At 38.6% G+C, this 21911-nt stretch carries 14 protein-coding genes, 1 other RNA gene and 1 pseudogene; 8 read left to right on the top strand and 8 right to left on the bottom strand.

Annotated features, from left to right (window positions below):
* Nucleotides 1-578 precede the first annotated feature (578 nt).
* Complete coding sequence (locus CXF83_RS16610; protein WP_101093376.1) at nt 579-1076, top strand: outer membrane protein assembly factor BamE; 498 nt, start codon at nt 579-581, stop codon at nt 1074-1076.
* 160 nt (nt 1077-1236) lie between these two features.
* Here CXF83_RS16610 and CXF83_RS16615 read toward each other — a convergent pair whose 3' ends face one another.
* Nucleotides 1237-1569, bottom strand: coding sequence for an RnfH family protein (locus tag CXF83_RS16615; RefSeq protein WP_101093377.1), 333 nt, complete (start codon nt 1567-1569; stop codon nt 1237-1239).
* The gene (locus tag CXF83_RS16620) at nt 1566-1997 is read right to left on the bottom strand and encodes an SRPBCC family protein (protein ID WP_101093385.1); all 432 of its coding nucleotides are present in this window, start codon (nt 1995-1997) and stop codon (nt 1566-1568) included. Before CXF83_RS16620 ends, CXF83_RS16615 begins: the two co-directional genes overlap by 4 nt.
* Before the next feature lie 192 nt (nt 1998-2189).
* On the opposite strand from CXF83_RS16620, the gene smpB reads away from it, so the two are divergent.
* The 3 genes from smpB (at nt 2190) to CXF83_RS16635 (ending at nt 4831) form a co-directional block, all read left to right on the top strand.
* Nucleotides 2190-2684 (top strand): SsrA-binding protein SmpB, encoded by a 495-nt coding sequence (gene smpB, locus CXF83_RS16625; RefSeq protein ID WP_101093378.1) that lies wholly within the window; start codon nt 2190-2192, stop codon nt 2682-2684.
* Between the two features lie 111 nt (nt 2685-2795).
* Nucleotides 2796-3150: a transfer-messenger RNA gene (gene ssrA / locus CXF83_RS16630) on the top strand.
* A 430-nt stretch (nt 3151-3580) separates the two neighbouring features.
* Nucleotides 3581-4831 carry a hypothetical protein gene (locus tag CXF83_RS16635; protein WP_101098034.1) on the top strand — a complete coding sequence of 417 codons (1251 nt, stop codon included), beginning with the start codon at nt 3581-3583 and terminating at the stop codon, nt 4829-4831.
* A gap of 561 nt (nt 4832-5392) precedes the next feature.
* Here the strand turns inward: CXF83_RS16635 and CXF83_RS16640 are convergent.
* The 4 genes and pseudogenes from CXF83_RS16640 to CXF83_RS16655 all read right to left on the bottom strand — a co-directional run bounded on the left by CXF83_RS16640 (nt 5393) and on the right by CXF83_RS16655 (nt 12442).
* Nucleotides 5393-6367: a transposase gene (locus CXF83_RS16640; RefSeq protein WP_101098018.1), complete on the bottom strand. Its 975-nt coding sequence runs from the start codon at nt 6365-6367 to the stop codon at nt 5393-5395.
* A 165-nt stretch (nt 6368-6532) separates the two neighbouring features.
* Nucleotides 6533-6940, bottom strand: a pseudogene (locus CXF83_RS22865) (transposase); the annotation flags it as partial.
* Nucleotides 6941-7162: 222 nt separating this feature from the next.
* Entirely contained in the window at nt 7163-10054 is a 2892-nt protein-coding gene (locus tag CXF83_RS16650; protein ID WP_101089225.1) for a TonB-dependent receptor, read from the bottom strand.
* 1059 nt (nt 10055-11113) lie between these two features.
* Nucleotides 11114-12442, bottom strand: a complete 1329-nt coding sequence (locus tag CXF83_RS16655) for a sensor domain-containing diguanylate cyclase (RefSeq protein WP_101089224.1) — start codon at nt 12440-12442, stop codon at nt 11114-11116.
* 405 nt (nt 12443-12847) lie between these two features.
* On the opposite strand from CXF83_RS16655, the gene CXF83_RS16660 reads away from it, so the two are divergent.
* Nucleotides 12848-13084, top strand: a complete 237-nt coding sequence (locus tag CXF83_RS16660; protein WP_101089223.1) for a helix-turn-helix domain-containing protein — start codon at nt 12848-12850, stop codon at nt 13082-13084.
* Between the two features lie 431 nt (nt 13085-13515).
* On the opposite strand, the gene CXF83_RS16665 is transcribed toward CXF83_RS16660, so the two are convergent.
* Nucleotides 13516-13746 carry a helix-turn-helix domain-containing protein gene (locus CXF83_RS16665; protein WP_101089222.1) on the bottom strand — a complete coding sequence of 77 codons (231 nt, stop codon included), beginning with the start codon at nt 13744-13746 and terminating at the stop codon, nt 13516-13518.
* Between the two features lie 258 nt (nt 13747-14004).
* On the opposite strand from CXF83_RS16665, the gene CXF83_RS22990 reads away from it, so the two are divergent.
* The 3 genes from CXF83_RS22990 to CXF83_RS16675 all read left to right on the top strand — a co-directional run bounded on the left by CXF83_RS22990 (nt 14005) and on the right by CXF83_RS16675 (nt 17661).
* The gene (locus CXF83_RS22990) at nt 14005-14139 is read left to right on the top strand and encodes a hypothetical protein (protein WP_269801714.1); all 135 of its coding nucleotides are present in this window, start codon (nt 14005-14007) and stop codon (nt 14137-14139) included.
* A gap of 882 nt (nt 14140-15021) precedes the next feature.
* Nucleotides 15022-17175, top strand: a complete 2154-nt coding sequence (locus CXF83_RS16670; RefSeq protein WP_101090671.1) for a S8 family serine peptidase — start codon at nt 15022-15024, stop codon at nt 17173-17175.
* A gap of 12 nt (nt 17176-17187) precedes the next feature.
* Nucleotides 17188-17661 (top strand): hypothetical protein, encoded by a 474-nt coding sequence (locus CXF83_RS16675; RefSeq protein WP_101090670.1) that lies wholly within the window; start codon nt 17188-17190, stop codon nt 17659-17661.
* A 686-nt stretch (nt 17662-18347) separates the two neighbouring features.
* Here the strand turns inward: CXF83_RS16675 and CXF83_RS16680 are convergent.
* Nucleotides 18348-21905 carry an ABC transporter permease/M1 family aminopeptidase gene (locus tag CXF83_RS16680; RefSeq protein ID WP_101090669.1) on the bottom strand — a complete coding sequence of 1186 codons (3558 nt, stop codon included), beginning with the start codon at nt 21903-21905 and terminating at the stop codon, nt 18348-18350.
* Nucleotides 21906-21911: the final 6 nt, after the last annotated feature.

Below are 21911 nucleotides of genomic sequence, written 5' to 3' on the forward strand. Positions count from 1 at the left end.
TAATTAGTCAATTTGCGACCGCCATTATTGAGAACAGCAGATTTTAACCAAGGGTATGGGCTGCTCCGTTGCGGATATCAACATATCGAGCAATTCATCGATATCGCTAATGAGTATTGCTACAACGACTCAGAAATAAATCAATACTCCATTGCACCAATAATCAATAGCCATTGCTCTAACTGCAGCAAAACGACATCTGTTGAGGCTTATTCATACAAAAGCTACCGAATAAGCTAACAACACCAAACCACTGCAGCTCCCAATGGCCTCAACGAAACAATAAAGTCTTTAATTTCAATTAAGTGGATTAATACATCTTCATTTATCTTTTTCAAAAGATATTTTTCAGACCCATTTAAATGCAGTATCGACACGCTAAACGCGAGAAAAATACTAATACGAATGAACTAATTACCTTCTCACGACTCAATATAAGCAGCTTATGTAGCCTCAGTGTTAAAACCGAGAAACAACATAGATTAGCAACCTGAGCAAACTCTGCGACAATAGCCCTTGTCAGATAGGGGATTGCTTGGGTATTATGGCCGACAGATTTTGATGAAGTAGCGCATTCAATGACAATTAAAAAAAGAAGTCTTACCCTTTTGGGCGCTGCTGCGCTCTCACTATCGCTCAGTGGCTGTGGTGTATTCGACTATTTGATCTATAAGCCTGACATTCCACAAGGTAACTACATGGAAGACCAGCAGGTAGAAAAGCTGCGTATTGACATGACTAAAGAGCAGGTTGAGTACGTATTAGGCCGCCCTGTTTTACGTGATAGTTTTTCAGACGATACTTGGTATTACGTCTACCACTATAAAAGTGGCCGCGATGCTAGCATCATCCATAAAGAGCTGATCATTAACTTCAACGGCGATATGCTGTCTGAAGTGAAAGGTGACTATGATTTGAGTGAAGAGTTTAATACTCCACTTGAAGAGAGCAAGCTACCTGAAATTAATATGCCAGAAGGCGAGCCTCTGATCCCAGAGCAACGTCCTCAAGCAAAGCCTTTAGTTGAAGAGCAAGAAACTCAACCAGAGTCGCTATCAGAGAAAAACTTCGAATAATTGGAGTGTTAGCTCAGCCCTGCTGAGCTTTCAACAGATATTAAAAATGCGAGCCTCTTTTAAAGAGACTCGCATTTTTGTTTTAGGGCTATCACCTTTTAAAGCATCAACTGACACAATTAATCGCGTAACAACATAGCGCAGAGTAACAAAAGTCCCTTTACAGCTTAGCGCCGGTGATCTTATTCACCCGCCCTTCGTCTTTCGCTTTTTCTGCACGTTTACGACGTACATCTTTAGGATCAGCGATAAGTGCTCGGTAGATCTCAACCCGCTGCCCAGGTTGCAGTACTTCAGCGTGTTTAACTGAACGACTAAAAATACCTAGCTTAACCGTCTCTAAATCAATTTCAGGGAAATAGCGCTGCATATCACTTTGCTTCACCGCATCAATACACGTGGTCCCTGGTTCAATGTTCACTTTAATCCGCTTTTGCTGTTGCGGCAGAGCATAGATAATTTCAACCGTAAACTGAGCTTGATCTGTATTCATGTGTAAATCACCTTAGCGCGACGAGTAAATGCCGTCACCATAGAAGACATTAACTCTTTAAACACCTTACCAAACGCCAAGTCCGCTATCGGGCTAGAAAACTCAAAGCTAAGTTCAAAATCGACTTTACAGGCATCTTCCGCTAACTCAGTAAACGTCCACTCACCAATCAATTCTTTAAAGGGGCCGTTTTCTAACTGCAGCTTAATACTCTTGCCCGCAACAACCTGATTGCGAGTGGTAAATGTTTTACTTATCCCCGCTTTAGCCACATCAACCGAGGCCACCATCGTTGTGCCATCAAACTCCAACACCTTGCCACCCACACAGCCTGGCAAGAACTCTTTATAAGATTCGACATCATTGACTAAGTCATACATCTGCATCGCACTAAAACGAACTAATACATTGCGGGAAATTTGCGGCATTAATGATTGATACTCAAAATATAAACAGGATTGCTGAATTTTAACATGCCTACAAAAAAACGCATCTTTGACACGCCTAACCTTCATTAAGTGCTCAAAAAGCAGACAAACGCATCAGCTAATCCATAAATAACCGAATATTTCGGCTTGGCCAATTCCAAATTGGGCTTGGCTGCGTATAATAGCTAGCCTATGGCTAAGAAAAATGCAAAAAACTCAAAGAACACTTCCGCTTCGATTGCCCGTAATAAACGCGCGACTTTTGACTATAAGTTTGAAGAGAAGATGGAAGCAGGCCTATCTCTAATGGGATGGGAAGTTAAGTCTATTCGTATGGGCAAGGTTAACTTGTCTGAAAGCTACGTATTTCTAAGAGAAGGCGAAGCCTTTCTTTTTGGTTGTACTATCGCGCCACTCAACACCGCCTCGACTCATGTCGTGTGCGATCCACTGCGCTCACGTAAATTACTGCTCAAACGTAAAGAGTTAGATAAATTAAAAGGCTTAGTCGATCGTAAAGGTTACTCAATCGTACCTATCTCTATGTACTGGCAGAAAGGTGCATGGGTAAAGATCGAAATAGGTCTAGGTAAAGGTAAGAAAGAACACGACAAGCGTGACGATACTAAAGATCGCGAATGGCAGATAGAAAAAGCGCGTACCATTAAAAAAGCGGTACAGCAGTAACTTAAGCGCCATTGACTTTTTTATAACGTACGCAAAACGAACAAACGATTGCAAATGCGATTTTTATGCTTGGTAAAACAAGATGTGTCGCGTTACAATCAATCTGTACTTGGGGGCGATTCTGGATTCGACAAGATTCTCGAAACCCTGGGAGCATGCCGAGGGGCGGTTGGCCTCGTAAAAAGCCGCACCGTTATAGTTGCAAACGACTCTAACTACTCTCTAGCAGCTTAGGCTAGCTAGCCATCTTGCCGAAACTTATCAAATGGGTTTGGTTCTTAGATGGTCATCTTACATTTGATAGCGAGGGAACCACGTTCAGGGGTGAACCGCGAAATAGTACTGAACTCGCCAATTACAATCCTGTCTTTCGGAGTGTACTTGGTTAACCAAAAGAGAGACTAAGCATGTAGCGCCTTGGACGTAGGCTTTTTGGACGCGGGTTCGAGCCCCGCCGCCTCCACCAAATAATAAATAAGGCCAACCTTAACCGGTTGGCCTTTTTTTATGCTTAATTTCAAGCAGTTATACACAACATTTTTGCCTTGTTCAGCATGAAACCCTTCCCAAACAATCATTATGCCATCATTTATCAATGGCAGAAAATGACTGAATGGCGGCAAAGTGGCGGCAGCGAAAGAAAGTCTTACCAATAACTAGATATTCCCCACGGATACGACTTCCCCGACAACAACTAGCACAGACCGTTCCCAAAGCTTGTTAAGCACCTCACCAAAACATTAGATATCTAATCATCAATGATGTATTTTCTTTATGTAGATTTTCATACATATTTCCCCACTCACATTCTATGCTGAATAGTCAATAACCCACTAAATTCATTGATGTATTGAATACATCAAACTATGATAGCCTAGCATTCTCTGGAGATTAGTATGAATAGTAATTTGGTCGTAAAAATAGTAATTCTTGGATTAATATCAATTAGCTTTCCAACGTATATTTTGTATCAATACTTCCAAAATGTTTCCAATGGAAACTTTTCTCACTTGAACAGTGACTGGGGCAACTTCGGATCACTACTATCAGGTTCATTTACTCTACTCTCATCAATTGCAACACTTGCGACACTCGGGTTTATCATTTATCAACACAATAAAAACCTCACTCATCAACTCAGTGTTATGGCACAACAAGATGTAGAGAATAAGATAAGACTTCTGCAGTATACAAAAGACCAAGAGCATCAAGAAAAAGTATTTTTACAGCAAGAAGCTTTAGTTCAAGAACAAAAATCAATCATAAAATTTCAAAAGTACCAAACACATAAGCAATTATTTGAAGATCTTCTAAAAGGTATTGAGTCCCGCCACGCAAACAAGATAACTTTTTACGACACTGCGGCATTATATCAAAATATATTTCCTAACAATGGATTCGAACAATGTACTTACAGACTTGACCTTGAAGGACAAGATGAGGGATCTTCAGTGAATGAATTCCTTTATATAATTAAATCGCTTAAAAACAATTTAGATTATCCCGTATCGACATACGATATTGAAAAGATTATTGACTCATTCTTAAGGCTATTTCTTGACAAAATGCATATTAGCTATACTAAAGATAGCGTACAAAAATTACAAAACGGTGATGTCTATTTGGTTAAAAATAAATCTCTAATAATTAACCTTTTCAAGATGGAGTCTAGTTTTTATCTTGCTCAATCAGTAGCAAAATCACTAATTGAATTTACCGGGAATGAATTCAATATTCAGATAAATCACCTTGTTACTTCATTTGTTCATGAAGCTGTTTTAAAGTCTATATTCCACAATCCAAGGCTAAACAACACTTTCTATTCTATACATCTTGATATAGAAGGATTAAAAGAATTGGCAGAGATTTCCCAGCTATGTCAACAAAATCAACATAGATCAAAATACCTTGATGATTGTAATCTGTACTACATGCAATTTTGTGAATGGTATTCGAATCTATTTGAAAACCTAACATCTTCAGGAGGTAAACTTGATGCTATCGCGCTAGCCATAAACGCAGTAGACAAGATGAAACAGTCAACATTACCACCGACTCAATGGCAACAAAATCATAAGATTAGACTAGAGCAATTAGATGAAAGCTTAAGTAGCATTATTCGTGATGTATTATTTTCTCAAAAATAGTTCACAGCTGAATCAACTTTAATATCCTGATATAAAAAAAATTCTAGCTAGTTTTGGATGATATTTCTTATGCAACAATCAACAATTAGTATCGCAAAAATCATCTTCTCTTTTCAAAATTAATTAGCACAATAGGGTTGCTCCCTCCTTTGCTAATTCTCCTAATTTCAGTTTGAACTAAATTTAACCATTTGTTTTTACTAGTTTAATATTTAATCACCAACAATTACTTTCAAATTCTAAGACCACGTAATCGAGCTGAAAGCCCTTGTTCATGCGGGTTTTACAATGACAGCCGCTTACCACAACTAATAAGCCACCCATTTTAATAGTCCACAACTAATAAGCCACCCATTTTAATAGTCAGGTAAAACCACAGGATTTTTGAACTGTTCATATCAACAGTTCCGTTATACTTACACCAGATTTGGCTGCGATTTTAGGTCACTTTATTAAGTTGATTAAACTAAGCTGACTTAAAGTGTAAAATAGTCAATTTTAGGCGTAATACGCCCCCATGAAACACGGAAGTCATGAGTGTATGACGTTGAAGCTGACTGCTTAGTCAGGCCAATACTGACAAGTACCTGCATTAGCTACTCGTTGTTTATCCATGTGCTCACTGTATCGTGTTAACTCTTCTAGTGTGCCAACAGGGCCTTTGAATAAATATTTAAACTCATTCGTGACTTTAAGCCAATTGGCTAATGGGATATTTAGCCGATTCAATATGTTACTCGTGCCTGCTTTAATCGCTCCTCGCTTGTTATCTCTAATCACTCGGCCTGTATCATCAACCAGTTCAAGGTAGTCTTGTAGCTCAAACATCAGCCCTTTTGGCATAGGCTGACGCTCATTACCAAGAAAAGGTAACAGTTCAATAGGCTGTTCACCTTTGATTACCGCTTTAATTCGACGTTGAATGCTCGTAAAATCTGATTGTTCAGGTGTCGTCGCCATATTAGCTCGGATAGGATTTAAGTCGACATAAGCCATACAGGCAAGTACCGCCGCTTCATCTAACAAGGCTTGCGACTTAAAACGTCCCTCCCAGAAACGCCCTGTACACTTGTCTTCTTTATTCGCTTGCCTTGCGATGGGTTCGTTCAATGACCTCATAAACCAGCTGATATCCATGAGTCTTCTGCGATATTCAACAATGGTGTCGTTCAACGTTTCCAGCTCATAGGCTTCGATTGAACCACCGTGAGCAAATTTCTGTGTTAACAGCGTGCCTTTAAACAATTGATGCCATTGATTAACCACATCAATACTTGACCACGATTGTGCAGTTTCTAAATCAATTCTAAGCACGATATGCAAGTGATTCGACATGACAGCGTAAGCGGCAATATCAATAGCAAAGACTGAAGTCAGCATTAGAAGTCTATCTTCAACCCACTCACGCCGATGCTCAAAAGACTGACCAGAGTAATCGTCAATGCCACATAAAAACGCCCTCCTCACCGTGCGACTGACACAATGATAAAAGGGTGTATCTTCCAAGCTAACTTGTGTTGAACGGGGTCTAGGCATCCTTGCCTCCTCAAACATCCAGAATTGAATAAATTAAGTATAGGCAAGGCTCAAAAACTTAGCCCACTATGATGGGTGGCCTATTAGTTCGCCTCCTATTAGTTCGCCTCCTATTAGTTCGCCTCCTATTAGTTCGCCTCCTATTAGTTCGCCTCCTATTAGTTCGCCTTTCCAAAAGCGCCCTGTAAGCTTGTCTTCTTTATTACCTTGCGATGGGTTCGTTCAATGACCTCATAAACCAACTTTAGCAAATTTCTGTGTTTACAGCGTGCCTTTAAACAATTGATGCCATTGATTAACCATATCAATACTTGACCATGACTGTGCAGTTTCTAAATCAATCCTAAGCACGATATGCAAGTGATTCGACATTACAGCGTAAGCGGCAATATCAATAGCAAAGACTGAAGTCAGCATTAGAAGTCTATCTTCAATCCACTCACGCCGATCCTCAAAAGACTGACCAGAGTAATCATCAATGCCACATAAAAGCGCCCTCCTCACCGTGCGACTGACACAATGATAAAAGGGCGTATCTTCCAAGTTAACTTGTGTTGAAAGGGGTCTAGGTATCCTTGCCTCCTCAAACATCCAAAATTGAATAAATAAAGTATAGGCAAAGCCCAAAAACTTAGCCCACTATGATGGGTGGCCAATTAGTTCTGATAAACTAGAAAGTGTCTATAAAATTAAGGACTTCCCATATCAAGAATCAGTATGAATAACTAAAAAAGTGCAAACACTAGTTTGCACTTTAAATATTAAAAAATAAGATTAGTCTAGAGTATGTAACTCTTATAGTTTAAAACTTGCTGTAGTGTAGAAGAAACGTCCTACATTATCGTAAGCAGCAGAGCCTGCTCCTGTACCTGTAGTTCCATAAGGTAAATCTTTGTCAAAAAGATTATCAACACCAAATTTAAGGCTAATACCTGAATCAAAGTTATAAGCTATTGATGCATCACTTATAAAATAGTCATCATAACTTAAATTACTATTTGGATTTGCGTTAAGGTCAAGATCCTTATCTGTATATAAGTTTACCCCTTCAACGAAGCGAGTTCTCCAGTTAACACCCCATCCATCGATTGAATATTTTAAAGTCCAGTTAGCTTGCCATTCTGGATTACCTAAAACGCCGGCAAGTTCTTCAAAAGTATTAGGTTCATCTTGGAAAGAAAAATCTTTGCGTTTTAATAAATGTGTCGCGATCAAATTTGTAGAGACATCACCACTAAAAGCTTCGAAGTTATACCCTATATCGAAATCTATACCTGCTGTTTCTAATGCCGCAATATTAAGTGAAAATTGCTTAATGAGAGTTATCTCATATGAGCCAGGATCACGAGTGATCAAAGCACAATATTCATTACCTACACCTGATTTAGAGTCGACACATCGATCAATAATATCTTGTGAGCCAACTGAGGAAATTGCATTGTCAATTTTAATATCCCAGTAGTCTGTTGTTATCGAAAGACCTTCAACATAATCTGGTTGATAAACGAAACCAACAGTATAACTTTTTGACTCTTCAGCTTTAAGTTGTTCGTTACCACCACTTAATCCTTCAAGTGTTTTTGAATCATAATCGGAATTAAAATCAGATGGCACTCCAAGGGCGGCACAATTAGCTATACGCGTCTCAGGGTTTTCCAGTTCATTAAGGTTTTTAGTACGGCATGAATCATCTACATTAAAGAATGTTTGGCTAGCGGCTCCGAATAATTCACTGATATTTGGAGCTCTAATTGCTTCAGAATAAGTTGAACGCATTCGAAGTTCATCAGTTACTTCCCAGCTTAATCCAGCTTTCCATGTAGTTGCGTTTCCAATGGTGCTGTAATCGGCAAAACGAACGGCTAATTCCATGTCAAGTTGATGGATCAGCGGTAAATCAGAAAGTAACGGAACATTTAACTCAGCAAAAACCTCACTGACATCGAACTCGCCTTTATCTTCACCTAATACATTGAAAAAAGTACCTTCTGCATTATCAGGTTCAAAAATTTCGCTTTCTTCTTTACGGTACTCCACACCTGTTGAAAATCCAACGTAGCCAGCGGGTAACTCAAATAATCCTGAGTTAGAGATAGACCCCCCCAAAACAGTCTGTTTTATTACGGAAGTGCCAGTGGAGACAGTATTTATATAATTAATGGCTTCATTACTTGGTCTGCCATTTCCAAAAATATCAACAGGAACACAGCCCGCTGCTCTTGCATCTTCATCACGACAAACCGCTACACCATTTTCTAAAATTGAATCTAAAGAATTTTTATAATTAGCCTTCACTAAGTTATTTTTATTAACACGCTTAAGATCTGTTTGGCCATATACGGCATACATATCATAATCCCAATCTTCAAATGCAATACCCTTTAAACCCAGTACATAACGTTGAGTTTCTCGTGTATCATCTTCAACTCTTTTCCCAAGATCAGTCATGAAGCGACGAATATTAATCGTACTTAATGGAGCTGGGTTACCATCTGAATCTTTGTTTGCTTTCATTAGAGCCACTAGCTCAGGATTAATGAAAGCATTATCTATACTTACGTTATTAGCTGGATCACCAAAATAAAAAGCAGGTTGCCCCACATCCGTTGATTTACTATTGACATACTTAGCTTGAAAATAAACATTCATATTGTCATTAATATCATAATTTGTTTTCAAATTGATGTTATAACGTTTGAATTCAGGTTGTAATTCAACAAACTCATTAAGGTTAGTTACATCACAATCTGCACATCGAATACCATCAATATTTGTTCCACGATAAACGTCACGAATAGAACCGTCTGGATTAAATGACTTCCAACCACCTAGATTAAATGTACCGGCATTACTAATTGTATAGTGACCTGCGTTTGGCGTAAAAATTCTATCCGGATCTGATGGGTTGTTTGAGTCAACAAATTTTCCATCAGGGTCGACAGGGCGATTAATATTTTTCAAACTCGCAAACGAAACTGATGTTTGTTCACGATCAAAAGCCTTTAAGTCACTTTGACCACTATATTCAACAGCGAATGCAATATTACCTCGGTCTTCATCAAAATTTGTGCCATAAGACAAAGCAACACGCTCTTTAGAAAGAGGATTATCACCGGCCTCTCCTATGGTTGCTGAAACGTCTAGGCCTTCTACATCTTGTTTTAAGATAAAGTTTACAACACCAGTTACCGCATCGGCTCCATATATTGCAGATGCACCGCCAGTAATAACTTCGACTCTATCAATCCAAACACTTGGGATTGTATTAATATCAACCGAAGATGTACCAGCTGAACTCGAGACATGGCGTTTACCATCAACTAAAACTAGCGTTCTTGACGTTCCCATATTTCTAAGATCTAAAAGGTTTAAGCCAGATGTTCCAATGAATCGACCAGAATTAGCTAAAGAATACGTGTTAGCTAAAGCTGGTAATTGGTTTAGCGCCTCACCTATATTAGTCACCCCTGTCGACAATAAGTCTTCACCAGTAATTACTGTAACAGGAGTAGGTGCAATAGCCCCTTCCCTGATAATCCGAGAGCCGGTTACTGCTATGCGCTCTAGATTATCATCTTTATCAAGTCCGTCAGCAGCGCTAACCAATGGAGAACTTATTGCTGCAGTAGCAGTACAACTAACGAGTGCCAATTTAACGGCTCTGGCCAACCTTGAATTAACCTGCATTTTTACATCCCTATATTTATATTTATTATGAGTTAAAAACTTTTATAAAATCCCACACTGATATCAACATTACCTCAAAAATATATGCATCATATTTCCCAACGAAGATGTATCCACATGTATCAACTTTAAACATTAGAAACACATTAAATAAAACAATGCAACAGATCAGCATACTGACAACAACAATAGATAGATAAAAACAAAACAAATAAATAACAAAAAAATAACATTAAGAAAGCTGGTAATCTTTGAGTTCAGCAAACACAGTCAATGCAACAAAAAAGCAACAATTTAAATTTGTTAAAAAGTAATTTAAAAAAATTTAAATTATTATTCGCTGACAAGCTACTTTTCTATAATGAACATATGGTCTCTATCAATGTTAGAGCTTTAAATTGAAGTAAGCGAAAGCGTTTTTAGTAGAAAATTCGTAATGCTAACTCAGAACTTATAGGTCAAAAATTCAAACTCTCAGTTTAATAAGCTAAAAATTTGTATAGGTTTTTATATGGTGATGCTATATATAAATCAATAAAGGACAATATGTACGTTATTTGATTGGTACCTAGGAGCACCCGAAGAGGCTTGGAAGAAGCGGGAGTGGGACGCAGAGAAATGGCCTTTAAATAGAAATTATCAACATAGCTATTTTATATATTGCTGTTAATGAGAGGGGAGTTCTAATTCTTCTGCTATCACCTCCCTGACGACCATAATGGCATGAAATTGATGCGCTTTAAAAAACATCATACCAACGGACTAATAGGCTGCAATTTAAGGTCACTTTATTACGTTGGTGAAGCTAAGCTGACTTAAAGCATTAAATAGCCAATTTTAGACGTAATGCGTCCCCATTAAGCATGCAAGTTATGAGTGTATGACGTTGAAGGTGGCTAGTTGATCAGGCCAATACTGACAAGTACCTGGATTAGCCCCTCGCTTGTCATCTCTGATCACTCGGCCTGTATCATCAACCAGTTCAGGCACTAGTAAAGAAGTTTAATCAAACGACATAATTAATCATCGTTGTATAATTAACTACGTAGTGAAGGGAGTTTAACTAACGCAAACACGATCCCTTCCTTCTTGTTTAGCTCTATATAACGCCTTATCAGCTAAAGTCAGAGCACTCTTAATCTCGTTGGTATCTCGGTAACCTGCAGTACCAACACTAATTCTCACTTCTAAACTCAAGCCCTCAACTTCAAAGTTTTCCTTTGAAACCATCGACCTTAACTGGTCGCATATCTCTTTAGCTTGTTCAATTTTAGTTATAGGCATTAAAAGTATAAACTCTTCCCCTCCACTTCTACATAAAACGTACTTATCTGAAACGTGCTCCATACAAAAGTTAGCAAAGCCTACCAAAACTCCATCACCAACATCATGGCCATATTTATCGTTTATTTTCTTAAAAAAATCGATATCAAAGATGGCAATAGAACCATAATCCACTACGCTATGGAAAGCTTTAATTTTGCGCTCAAACCCACGCCTATTTAGCAAACCAGTTAAAAAATCAGTATGAGCCTCGTTCTCAAATATAAACTTTTGTTTCTCACTGCCTTGATATTTTTTGAAGTATCTTATAGGCAACAAAACTAATAAAAACAGAGCCAAAAGTAAGAGGAACACAAGGGTTCTAAAATAAATGCCTGAATTAACCTTAGATACAGATAGTTCCCATTTAACATTAGAAAAACCAACCACACCCTTTATTAATGAACCTTCTAACCTCCCCTTTGAGCTTATCAACTTTTCATTCTTCCCCTTACAACCAAGGTTATACCCTAAGACTAAATAATTATCAAAACCATGTTTTGACAGTACATTATCCACAACATTATTTATTGACTCTAAATACACTATTGAAGATATAAATCCCCAAAATTCATTATCCGTTCGAACAGTTCTTCTAACTATAAAAGCTTGCTTTCCATTCTGAACTAATTTTACTGGACCGATAATACTAACATCTTTTTTTAATATCGATTCCATGCAACCTAACTTTATATTCTCACCACTTAGAATGTCATGACCAATTGCATTTTTATTATCATCATAAGGGTAAACATAAGAGACTACTCCATTTGGCAGAAGGATTATTGATTCTACATCGCTATAACCTTCAGTTAGTTGTTTAGCTGCCAGATTGAATTTTTTTAATGTAATACCTTTGCCATCAGATATTTCAATCATTTCTTTTAAGACTTCAGATGAAATCAATGCACCATTGAAAATGGCCTTTACAGCTTTATTTAGATCAGCAACAACATTAGATAAATGCTTTTCATCTTTTACTTTGTCTAAGGAACTAACTATAAATTCAGTAGCCAAAAACAGTATAATTATAAACAAAAAAACAAAGAGCTTATTCAACATCATAACTACTCATCTATGCAATCAAACACAGCCTCATTTAGAGTTCTTCTTGCAAAATAGAACACTACAGCTCAAATTCACAAGTGCAACAATAGAAGCCATTCGCCAAAAACCGTAATCAGGGCATTTACTCCCTAGAAACCATTAGCCAAAACCATAATCAGGGCATTTTCACCCTAGAAACCATTCACAAAAAAAATGAAATCAGGGTATTTACTCCCTAGAAACCATCCACAAAAAAACGCAATCAGGGCATTTACCCCCTCTTTTTCTAGATAACAGCCTAAACTTAAAGTACTTCAAAATTTATTCCTTTAATGCAGGAGGAGTCTTAGTGCTACATATAAAAACAATGAAATCAAAATATCCTATTTTGGGATACTTTTCAATCTGAAATATCATTTGATCATGAAAAATAAAAAATGGTCAGACAGAGAGGAATCTCTACGTAACGCATTGAAAAATATGCGTAAAAATGTGTACTTAAATCAAAGCCAATTAGCTCAAAAGTTAGACAAACCACAAAGTTTCGTATCGAAATACGAAAGTGGTGAACGACAACTTAGAATTTTGGAGTTAGAACGGGTGTGTATTGCTTGCGGAACAACCGCACATGAGTTTCTGAAGGTTTTTAGCGAGCACTAACTTCTCACTATTTATAACAGATAATTCTATAGCATTATTTTTGTGTATAAGCGGAAATATTTATATTGTAAAAATGTCAGAGAGGTAGCTCTGCGCTTTATAGAGCTACTTCAGTCTCATTATCAAATAGATTAGTATCTTTAGAATATACAACCCAAATCTAGGCCACATGAACGTACTGCTGCAAGTCCCCGAACTGATGGCTACACATCCAATCCTCCAAAGTAGTACTCATTCTCAAATCGATTATTGACCAATAATTCCACTTTTCCATTTTAGTTATTCAGTTTGAAAGCTCAGTACTTATATTGAAATTCACCACTGTATACGTTCACTAAAACGTCTACTTATGACTGCAGCTAAACTGTTCTAGTTCTACACTAGGCCTTATAACTCACTATTTAGCATTCTCATTAAGACATTTTCGAACACTAATATAATCGTTCTGCAACGACCAAAATATCAGAAGGTTTACAATCAAGAGCTGTAGCTAGTTTCCACACCGAAGTGACTGTAGCTTTCGCAACAACTCGTTCAATACCAGATACTAAATAACGTGCAAAATCTGCTTTATCAGCCAACTCCTCTTGATTAAACCTAGCTCTATACGACGAAGCTTTACCGAACGCTAGGCTAACTTTTAACACTTCATCATTATTCACACAGAGATCTCCAGAACAAGGTCAGCAACTCAATGATGCTTTCCCTGAGATCATCAAGCGACTTGAAAATCAAGCATCACTGGCTTCCTTGATTCCAGGTGGCAGCGTTGCATTAGCCTTCGCACGGTGGGCTCAAAATTGAAGCCGTTAAACAGATCACTGAGCGTGGTTATAAAATAGCAGACGTTGCCGACTTGCCCCAACTCCGAAAAGAGTAGCCTGCACGCCTGAAGTTATTATCACTTACATGAAGAGGACATGGCTGGTGTCTGCGATTGGCAGTTTGTACCGACCTTGAGAGTCGCTCTAGGCTACGTTGCCAAACAACTACTGGTTGTAGATAAAACGGTGGAGTTGTACTTTCAATTTGTTGCAGACAAACGACTAGTATAATGTTTGATGTTGGGCCTGCACATTCGTCATGATAAACATTGCTGTACTGACAAGCGTTATCGATTGTAAAACAATCGACCATAAGCCAAATAAAAGCAGAAGGTAACCCATTATTTTTTGAAGTTTATCTTTCACATAGTTATTTTCGTTATTTGAAGACGTGCAGATTATTAAGCGGAAAAATTAGTTTTATGACATATAAAATGTCTACTTTTAAATTTTAGTCATATGTAAAAATTATTTAAAGTTAATATCCGAACACTTTAGTTAGATACAATGTTACTTTATACCTTGTATTACCGCGTCATTTCCCCCTCTCAGTTTAACGTTAATAAATTTATATTTAAAAATATCACTAGCTAGTCTAGATCTACTTCTAGGCATTAGTTACCGCCTCTTTGTAACGCTGTTAATAAAAACCCTATTAATTTATTTTCAAATATAAATACAGTCTTCTGTAACCGACCCTTCACATTAACAATTACATTACTAATGTATAATGTATAAACAAGCGTGCTAGTTGTATATTAAATATAAATACTGGTTTATAAAGATCCTTGCAATCTAGCTACAATAAAGTTTCATTCAGATTATAACTTATAGAAACAAAATCCATTCCAAAGCTCACTGAAAACCTCTTCCTTAAATAGATAAAATAAAATTAATCTTTGTTATATTCTTGTGCAGCCAATATCAACAATCAATTATATAGCAACAACTTAAGTTACGCATTTGTGTGAACGAAATGTAAACAACCAGAAATAGATACATCCTGTTACACCTGTTAATTATGGGTGTGGTTTTATATCTTTTACATTGAAATCGCTTCGTATAAATCGAAGAAGGGAAGAAAGTTAATTATTAAAGGGAAAGGTATTAAAGATGTATAAAAAAACAATACTTTCTATTTGCATTACAACAGCTATTTTAGCTGGCTGTGGTAGTGACAATAGTGATACTAAAAAGAACATTTTGTCACCTACAAGCTCTGATGTAACCGTTAGTGCAAAGCAGTCAGTTACCGTTACAGGTACACTGACTGGGAACGATGAAGATAGTGATGTTACTTTCTCTATCGTTGATCCAGATTCAATTAAGCTTGGTAAGTTACTCATAACTGATGCCGCTAAAGGCACGTTCACCTACACTACTTCGGCTAGCGAAGGTGCTGAGGTCATCGATTTTAAAGTTAGTGATGGAGTCAATAAAGATTCGATCTCCGAGCTGACTATTAACATTGATGGCGGTGATCCGCTATACACTCAACAATGGCACTTAAAAAATACGGCGCAAAATTCATTTTCTTTAAGTCGCGGTCTAACTGGGAACGATCTAAATGTAGAGGGCGCTATTTCAAGCGGTGCTACCGGTAAAGGTATTATTGTTGCTGTAATTGATAACGGCGTAGAAATCTCCCATGAAGATTTGAAAAATAATGTGATTGTTGGAGGGTCGTACAACTTAATTACCGGAACTAATGACCCAACGCCTTTTGCTGATAGTGCTGCTCATGGTACAGAGGTGAGCGGTATTATTGCTTCCGAGGGCTGGAACGGTATTGGGGGGCGTGGTGTTGCACCAGAGGCAAGTTTAATCGGTTTCAACTTTTTAGACCAAGATCCACTATGTGCTCATCCAACACTAAGCAACTTCTTAACTTGTGCTGCAGGTGTACAGACGTTTGCCAACTTCGCTAAATCCCATGGTAAAAGTGCTTTTAGCGATACCGCAAGAGTGTTTAACCAAAGTTATGGTTATTCACCGACACTGCCGTTTGCCACTGAAGAAGATGAAAATGAACTGATGCTAGATGTTGTTAAGCATGGTCCTGATGGTAAAGGTGCTTTATTTGTTAAAGCCGCTGGTAACGGATTTCAATACTTCAAATTCGGCGGTGCTTTCTGGGCACCAAGTATCGCTGTGATTAAAGGTGAAGATAACAATCATGGTTTGCCTTTCCATAACGCCAATATGTCACCAGATAACACTAACTTGTTCAATTTAGTTGTTAGCGCGACAAATGCAGTCGGCCAATTATCAAGCTATTCATCAGTCGGCTCTAATGTGTTTGTCGCTGGTGCTGGCGGTGAGTACGGTACTGATGCTCCTGCCATGGTGACGACCGATAGAATGACCTGTGCAAAAGGTAGCGCTACCACTAATGATCGCCCCAGTACAGGATTCATGGGCGGGGACCATCCTCTTAACGAGCAATGTAACTATTCATCAACAATGAATGGAACATCAGCTGCAACTCCTAGTGTAGCAGGTGTTATTGCATTGATATTGAGTGCTAATCCCGATTTGGGTTGGCGTGATGTTCGTGAAATTTTAGCTAAGACTTCAGTTGAAATTAATCCAGACCAATCACCAATAATGATAGATGTTGCAGGTAAAGCTGATTTTGAAGCTATGGGAGCATGGGTAAAAAATGCTGCAGGTTACCATTTCAATAACTTATATGGCTTTGGTCGCGTAGACGCAACAGCCGCAGTAAATCTTGCTAGAACCTATAAAGCTGATTTAGGCGATTACGTAATTAGTGATTGGACTACAAAAGACAAATTAGATAAGGCTATTCCGGATGCTAACCCGAGTGGCGTAACGGATGCTAATTCAGTTCTAGACAACCTCGTTATTGAGGGGGTTCAAATAGAGCTAAACATTGATCATAAGCGCTTACCTGACTTAGCTATCGAACTTATATCTCCATCAGGCACTCATAGCATGGTAATGACACCTTACAACGGTTTCACATTCCAAGGAGTCGCTGATGAAACGGATCCTGATGAAATCGTTACTGGTTATGTAGATACCCCAATGCTATCAAATGCTTTTTATGGTGAAGATTCGGCTGGCGACTGGACCCTTAAAGTGACTGACGTTAATAGCGGTCAATATAGTTTTTGGACTCAATATAGAGTAGGTACTGCTCAGAATCCTGCCGCCAATGATAAGGTCGTTGATATACCTAACGATGCAAACGGACTACTTAAAGGTTGGTCTATCCGTTTCCATGGTCATGCAGCTAGCTAATTGGAGTTACAAATGAAAAAATTTAAAGTAGTTATTTGCTTATCAGTATTACTTACCTCCTTTGCTGGGACGGTAGCATTCGCTGAGTCGGATATAGCTGAAAAGCTAAATATGAATGAAACCAAAACAAATGAACAAAAGTTAGTTGACCGCACATCATCTACAGAAGGAGCGTACAAAGTGCAGCAAGGTGATTCCATTGTTCGCTCAGATACACTCACTAAAGGCCAAATTATCTTTGACCGTTTATCTCAACCATCGATAGTCACGGGTGATCTTGTTATTAAGCTATTTGATAATGCTTCATCAGAAGATTTTGCTAATGACCACGATCTTTCAATCTCTATGAATACGGAATCTAACTTAGGGATTTACACTCCTAAAACTGATGCTGACTTAGTTAAATTGCTCGAATCAATTAAAAAAGATGACCGTGTAATTAGAGCTAAGTTGGATAAATCGACTAACAAATATCAAATCCAGTGATAGATAAGTTTCAATAATCTGAATTTGAGATAATACATTTAATATCAACCCTCTTTGTGATTATATTTTTCAATTAGAACTCATTAATCACTTAGAGGGTACACAAAAACAACAAAAAACAAATTCACTTTTAATGGACTAATAGAAACAACCATAAAGATAAACTTATGGTTAAGCTAAGAGGACTCGTAACAGAGGACGTTACAGTGACAGTTGTGGCAGATAGAGCTTTGGTGATACCGGACTGTTTAACTTCATTAAACATGATCTGGGTTTTGAGTTCATTATTCAGATTAATGGGGCTAATAGGCCACCCATTTTAATCATCAGGTGAATCTACGGATTTTTTAACTGTTTATGTCAAAAGTGCCGTTGTACTTATACCAAGTCCAGCTGCAATTTAAGGTAACTTTATTACGTTGATTAATCTAAGCTGACTTAAAGCATTAAATAGCCAATTTTAGGCGTAATGCGTCCCCATGAAACATGCAAGTTATGTATGTATGTATGTATGACATTGAAGCTGGCTGCTTAGTCAGGCCAATACTGACAAACTTCCTTTTCGCTACACAGTAATGAATTGCCACGCCATTTCATTTAAGCAAAGTAAGTCCATTTTCCGCCATCAAATTTCTATCCTTAAAAAAACTGACGCTTTAAGCGTCAGTTTTACGTTAAAGAACCGATTAAAGCTTAAAGATATTATCCTTCGCATCACGGTCAATAAGCTTAATAAAGGGATCAACCCCTACATAGCTTGGCTTACCATCAAGGACTAAAGTTAAGTTATTCTCTCCACTAACAAGTCTATGCTTCTCTAATAGCAGCACTTCACTGTCATTTTTAAGGTTGTCAGGATCGGCGCTAAATACACCAATATCAATTAAGGCATCTAATGGTAATTCAGATTCCTCACCTTTGCCTTGGGCAGCTTTACGACCAGCATGAATAGTCAGGTCCAACTGTACTTTGCCATTATCCAATTGAGTCATCACTACATTCGTCAAACGTAAATCATATAATATGATCTGGTTAAATGAATCTTCGATAAACTGCGCTTGTTCCTTATCGACCCCCTGTTTAAGGTAGCGGACGAGATCCAAAGTGGTTGGAAAAGGATCATTACGATATTGATAACGTGTTAAAAATGCCTTCAAGTTATCATTAAGCCTATCTTCCCCTATTGCATCTTTAATCGCCATCATCACCACAGAGCCTTTTTGGTAGTGAATATATTGCTGGTTCTCACTACGCAATAACGGCATCTCTCTTATCGATTCAGACGACCGACCACGTAAGTATCGATCCAATTCATATTTAAGGAATTTACGGATCATTTTCTTGCCATATTTCTTTTCCAGCACCATCAAAGCTGAGTACTGAGATAAGGTTTCTGAAATAACAGCACTGCCCTGTACGTCAGCAGCCCCCACTTGATGTCCCCACCACTGATGTGCCACTTCATGCGCCGTTACGTAATACACGGGGTCAATATTGTCTTCATCACGTAAGTCGGTAATAAAACCAATACGCTCAGAATAAGGCACGGTATTAGCAAAGCTTTGAGCAAAACTGCGGTAACCCGGAAACTCCATGATCCGCATTTGCTTATGCTGATAAGGCCCAAATGCTTGAGTGTAATAATCAATAGAATCTTCCACTGATTCGATCATGCGATCGACATTCCAAGGGTGGTCTGGGTGATAGTAAACCTCAATCGCAATGCCCTTATGTTCAATACGTTTAACTTGATAACGTGCCGAAATAATAGCGTAAAAATTCACCATTGGACTGTCCATCAAATAGTGAAAATACTGCCGCCCATCTTTCTTCCACTGTTTTTGTAAGTATCCGGGTGCTAAGGCTATTTGGTCAGCAACCGTCGAAATGGTGGCTTCAAACTGAATAAAATCACCATTGGCCCCAAAAAAGTTCTGCGTGTAAAAGCGATCATCCTCAAGCTTGTTAGCACGCTGTTTTTCAGCTAAGTCACGCTTTTTACGCTCGTGACGATCTGACAACTCATAGCCTTCTTGGTAACCAAATGCCGGTAATAACTCAAAATTATTAATGAAAGTACCATTTTCAACAACCGTGAAATCAAAGCCTGATTCGGCAATCCCGACTGACTCGCGGGTTAATTGAATATCCCCTTGTACTTTATCCCCTGGCATAATCGGCGCTTGGAAAGTCAGCCAAGTATTGCGGTAACGGTCATCAAACTCTCCTAGAGTTGAATGAGGAATATTGATCTTTACTGTGTCTGCACGTGTGTGCTCCGGCAATTGTACTAACATTTTTTCGATTGGCTTATCTGACTTGTTTTGCCATTCAAATTTAATGTTCGCCACAACTTTACGGGCTTCAGGATAAAGATCGATATTAGCATTTACTTTTGTCGTCACTAATATAGGCCAGCCTTGGTATTGCTTGAACGCTTTTTCGTAGTCTGCTTGTAAATCGGCGCTTTCATCAGCAGTTTGGTACTCATTTAGCACTTTTGTTTGGTAAAATAAGTAACTCCCCATGCCCAGAAACACAACAAGAGCACTTGCCACTATAACCTTGCCACCGCCACCTAATTGGTAGCCTAACAAGTTCATTCGCGTCTTAAGGCTCTGCTGTGGCCCTCTGTGATACAAGCCATAGCCTAAGACAAATAAGACTACGCTTAGCGCTCCCCAGTAAATCATGTACATACTCTGGGTGAACAAGCCCCAACCGTAACCATTCATATCGGAGTAAGCTAAGGTGGGTGCCTGAGCAAAATTATATAAACTATGACCAAAACCCCAACTGGACATCACAAACGTCGTTAAGTAATAGCCAACAAACAGGCCCATACCTACGTACTTATTCGGACTCAGCACCTGCAGGAAAAATGCCAGCACCGCGGACATAATCAAAGGCACAAGATAATAAAATCCAAGTCGAATAATATATTGCGACAACTCAAGATTGCTCTGGCCTTTAATTAACTGAAATACAATCGTGGTGCACATGGCCAGTAAATAAAGTAGGGTCATTACGATAACAACGGACACCAACTTTGAACTCCAAAAGCTCAAATTAGACACCGGCATGCTGTCAACAATATCCCCCATGCCCGATGTGCGTTCACGCCAAACAATTTCAGCACTGTAATAAATCAGCACTATGGTCATTAATAGGCCCGTAGCACCGGCAATGTTGTTAACCATGTCTTGTGTCAATGGCCAGTTTGAGGTGCCATACCACCCAAAGTCAGTAAACATCGGGCCAATTAAGTTAAATACTGTTAAGGCCCCTAAGACCACAAAAGGTGCTGTCAATAATACTTGGCGAACTTCAAACTTTACTCGCGTCCAAAACTGCAAACGGCCATTTGGCTGCGTCGCCACGGCCAATTGTGATAGCGGTGTAAGCTTGGGAAGTGTACCGGCTTTCAAAGACTTCTTTTCACGTTGCTTAGTTAACTTAGGTTGACTAAAGATGCCAGAAAACCCGAGTAATACCGCAGCAATACCTAGCCACAATAAGCGGTTTTGCAACATGATCCCTGACAATTCCACCAGCTGAGTATTTTTTTCACTGATGGTCCAATAACGAGTGACATCAGCAAAAGTACGTAGTGCAAAGGGATCAAGTAATGCAGCGATGGTACGATACTGTGGCTGACCCGCCATTTCACCCGTTAAGGTATAAAGCACCAGCATTGCCACAGCCGTAAGATATAAGGCCATCAAAGACCTAAATTTGATAGCCATCGCATAAAACAAGGTCGAAATTAATAATAAACTGGGCAGCGCCAATTGAAAATAAGGCACTACATAGTTCAGTAATGAGATGGAACCAAAACGGCTAGCATCCACCCAAGGCATAATAGAACCCAATAAGAAGCCCAGCGGAATAAAAGCAAACACCGCAATGACCACCAAGAAACTGCCTATAAAGCGGCCAAACTGATATGAGAATGGGGATAACGGCTTACTGTAAATCAACTCTTCCATCAAATGCTGATGGTTACGAATTGCAGTCGTCCCCACAAAATTCACCACCGCAAACATCGAAATAAAGCTCATAATGAGCATCGACTGAGTAATACTAAAGGGGCTGTTTTTCATCACTTCGCCGCCACCACCAATTTGTATATTGTTGGAAGCTACAGACAAAAAGCTCACTAAAAATAAAAGTGAAGCGACCACATAAAATGACGGTTGACGTAAATAATAACGCCACTCAAATCTCACCATAGATAACAACATAGTTCT

Source organism: Shewanella sp. Choline-02u-19, assembly GCF_002836205.1.
GTDB lineage: Bacteria > Pseudomonadota > Gammaproteobacteria > Enterobacterales > Shewanellaceae > Shewanella.